This is a genomic window from Paracraurococcus ruber, assembly GCF_004353985.1.
Classification (GTDB): domain Bacteria; phylum Pseudomonadota; class Alphaproteobacteria; order Acetobacterales; family Acetobacteraceae; genus Paracraurococcus; species Paracraurococcus ruber.
Genome location: NZ_SMOA01000429.1, coordinates 1 through 3,167, shown reverse-complemented (window position 1 = coordinate 3,167; position 3,167 = coordinate 1). Strand labels below are relative to the sequence as shown.

The 3,167-nt window shown below is 77.0% G+C and carries 2 protein-coding genes; one reads left to right on the top strand and one right to left on the bottom strand.

Annotated elements, in window-relative coordinates; all coding sequences use genetic code 11:
• The coding region (locus tag E2C05_RS30250) for an MltA domain-containing protein (RefSeq protein ID WP_133223324.1) at positions 1-902 on the top strand (902 nt) is incomplete at its 5' end.
• Between the two features lie 347 nt (positions 903-1,249).
• Here the strand turns inward: E2C05_RS30250 and E2C05_RS30245 are convergent.
• Positions 1,250-2,899, bottom strand: a complete 1,650-nt coding sequence (locus E2C05_RS30245; protein ID WP_133223323.1) for a sensor histidine kinase — start codon at positions 2,897-2,899, stop codon at positions 1,250-1,252.
• Positions 2,900-3,167 lie beyond the last annotated feature (268 nt).

Sequence of the window (3,167 nt, the reverse complement as noted above, 5' to 3'; positions counted from 1 at the left end):
GGGCGCTCACGGCGCGCGACCCGGCGGTGCCGCTGGGCGGCGCGGGGCCGCTCGCCCTGCGGCCCGCCGACCTCGCCGCCGCCTGCGCCGAGGCCGCGACGATACCGCCGGAGGACGCCCGCGCCTTCCTCGAGCGGCGCTTCCGGCCGCAGGCCGTCGGCACCGGGCTGCTGACCGGCTATTACGAGCCGGTCATCGCCGGCCGGCTTGCCCCCAAGCCCGGCTTCGCCGCCCCGCTGCGCGGCCTGCCCCCCTGGCCGGCCGACGAGCCCATGCCGGACCGCGCGGCGATCGAGGCCGGGGCGCTGGACGGCCTGGCCCGGCACCTCGCCTATGTCGATCCGGTCGAGGCCTTCTTCCTGCAGATCCAGGGCTCCGGCCGGGTGCTGCTGCCGGATGGCGGCCTGCTGCGGCTGCTCTATGCCGGCAAGAACGGCCATCCCTACCGCGCCATCGGCCGGGTGCTGATCGAGCGCGGGGAGATCCCGCGGGAGGCCATGTCCATGCAGGCGATCCGCGCCTGGCTGGCCGCCGCCCCGGCCGATGCGGCGCGGGCGCTGCTGCACGCCAATCCCAGCTATGTCTTCTTCCGCCGCGACGACGCGCTGCGGCCCGACCAGGGCCCGCCGGGGACGCTGGGCGCGCCGCTGACGCCCGGGCGGTCCCTGGCGGTGGACCCGGCCTTCATCCCGCTCGGCGTGCCGGTCTGGATCCAGGCGCGCGACCCGCTGGACGGCGCGCCGCTGCGCCGCCTGGTGCAGGCGCAGGACACCGGCGGCGCCATCCGCGGCGCGGCGCGCGGCGACTTGTTCTGGGGCTGGGGCGACGCGGCGGCGGCCCGCGCCGGCCCGATGCGGGAGGCGGTGGAGATGATCCTCCTGCTACCGCGCCCGGAGCCCTAAGGCGGCTCGTTTGCGGACGGACCGGCCCGCGGCGTGAGCGACGCCCCCCGGCGGATCGCGGCGCGAACGCCGCGACGCATGGCTGGTCCCGGCGACCACGAAGCGACAGCGGCACGGCGCGGCGATCCGCCGGTGAGCCGCCGTGGCGCCTGGGATGCGCATCCGGCCCGCGCCCCCCGACCGGACGGCGCGGATTGCGCCGCGGCGCGGCCAGGCGCCACGCCGGCATCGTCGATCGGATGCACGCGCCGACCGCCCCGGTCGTCAGTCGCGATGCGGTCCGCCTCGGTCGGGTCCACGCGCCGCGGCGGGCGCCGGCAGGGCCCCCGGACCGGTCGCGGCGCGCGTCACGCCCCGGCATCCTCGGCCGTGTCCGCCGCCATCTCCCAGCGGGAGATACGCTCCGGCAGGAAGGCGATCTCCGCCCGCAGCCCGGCCGGCGCGAAGCGCAGCGTGACCTCGCTCTCCGCGCCGAGGTCGCCGGCCAGCCCGCGTTCCAGCAGCCGGGTGCCGAAGCCGCGCCGCGCCGGCGGGCCGGCGAGCGGCGGGCCGCCCGCCTCGGCCCAGTGCAGGCGGACGCGCCGCCCCGGCCCGGTCTCGCAGCGGATGGAGACGCTGCCGCCGGGCACGGCAAGCGCGCCGTACTTCACCGCATTGGTCGCCAGCTCATGGAAGGCCAGCACCAGCGCCTGGGCCTGGCGCGGCGAGACGGCGACGGTCCGCGCCGCGTCGGAGATGGCCAGCCGCACCGCCCGGTTGCTCTCCAGCCAGGGGGACAGGGCGGCGCGGATCGTCGATTCGATCCCCGCCGGCTCCCAGTGGCGGGCGGTCAGCATGTCGTGCGCCCGCGCCAGCGTCTTCAGTCGGGCATTGAAATGCGTGACGAAGCGGCGCGGGTCGTCCGCCGTGCCCTTCAGCGTGGTCACCGCGATCCCCTGCACCGTGGCGAGGATGTTCTTCACCCGGTGGTTCAGCTCCCCCAGGATCAGCTCCTGCTGCCGCTCGACGCGCGCCCGCTCGACCTCCGCCCAGGTGCGGGCCGCGACCTCCTCGACCAGCGCGACCTCCTCCGCCGTCCAGCGATGCGGCGCGCGGAAATTGACGAAGAGCGTGGCGGCGAGCCGGCCGCCGCGGATCAGCGGGACAGAGGCATAGGCCCGCGTCTCGATCGCCGCCCAGACCGCCGGGTCCTGGTCGGGATCCTCGGCGATGTCGGCGCAGGCCTGGGTCTGGCCGCAGCGCTGCCGGGCGATGGTCTCCACCCCGAAGCCGTCCAGCGGCCAGGCGCCGGTCAGCGGCGCCACCCCATCGGTCCAGCAGGTGTGCAGGATCACCGTCTCGCCGTCCGGCTGCACCTCGCCATAGCCGACGCGGTCGGCGCCGAGATGGCGGCCCAGCAGCTCGACCACCGTGGCCATGACCGCGCCGGGGTCGGAGAGGTGGCGCAGCCGGTCCTGCAGCGCCAGGCGGAAGGCCTGCCGCTGCTCGCTCCGCACGCGCTCGGTCGTCTCGGAGACGATGCAGAGCACGCCGCCGACCGCCCCCTCCGCGTCGCGCACGGCGGAGTAGGAGACGTCGAAATGCACCGTCTCGCCGTAGCCGTGCCGCTCGATGTAGAAGGGGCGGTCGTGGGCGTGGAAGGTCTCGCCGGTCTCCCGCACGCCGCGCAGCAGCGGCTCCAGGTCGTCCCACAGCTCGGACCAGTTCTCCCGCGCCGGGCGGCCGAGCGCCCGCGGATGCTTCGCCCCGATCGTCGGCGCATAGGCGTCGTTGTAGAGCGCGACGTAGTCCGGCCCCCAGAACAGCACGATCTGCGCCCGCGCCGCGAGCAGCAGGTCCACCGTCGCCCGCAGGCAGCCCGGCCAGGCGGCGGGGGGGCCGAGCGGCGTTGCCGCGCCGTCCAGCCCGCGGATGAGTGCAGCCAGCTCGCCACCCGCCGGCAGGCGGGCGGAGGGGGGCGGGGCGGACCATGGCCGGGCGGTGGCGGGTATGGGCATGGCGTGCCGGAAACTAGCATTGCGGGACGCCTCCGGTTCCCGCCGCCCCGCCGGAAAGGCGCTCGGAAGGGGCCCTCGAAAGGGCCCGGGCCGGCGCCGGAACGGCCCGGCGGATGGCCGCTGCCGCAGGCAACCGCCGCTGCCGGGCCCGGTTCTGGCGGGATGACCCCACCCGATCCGTCCTCCTCCCGCCGCCAGCTGGTCGGCGGCACCGGCCTTGCGCTCACCGGCCTCGCCGCCGCCGGGCCGGCGCTGGCCCAGGCCAGCG